This window comes from Paraburkholderia sp. SIMBA_053, from assembly GCF_046534895.1.
GTDB lineage: Bacteria > Pseudomonadota > Gammaproteobacteria > Burkholderiales > Burkholderiaceae > Paraburkholderia > Paraburkholderia caledonica.
Map to the genome: position 1 here is coordinate 1 of NZ_JAWRXU010000920.1, position 263 is coordinate 263.

Annotated in this window: 1 pseudogene; it reads right to left on the minus strand. The window is 62.0% G+C overall.

The features are described 5' to 3' along the window. A pseudogene (locus tag SB753_RS38300) lies at positions 1–263 on the minus strand (IS4 family transposase); the annotation flags it as partial.

Here is a 263-nt window from a genome sequence, read left to right on the forward strand (position 1 = left end):
TTCAGGACATTGAAGTACATTTCGATCTCCCACCTCGCGCGGTACCAGTCAACGAGTTCGATGAGCGCATCCGCATCAGCCGCTTCGCGGTTGGTCACAAGACGCCAGATAACGGGCTTTACGCCCGCTGGCGCATCTACCTCGCACGCCTCGACGCAGGTGAGCGTGACACCGGCCTGCCCGGGCAGCGTGATGCGCTGGCTACGCAGTTCCTGCTTCACTTCACGCGCCTTCTGGCCACTTCGCCCGGGCAACACGATGCT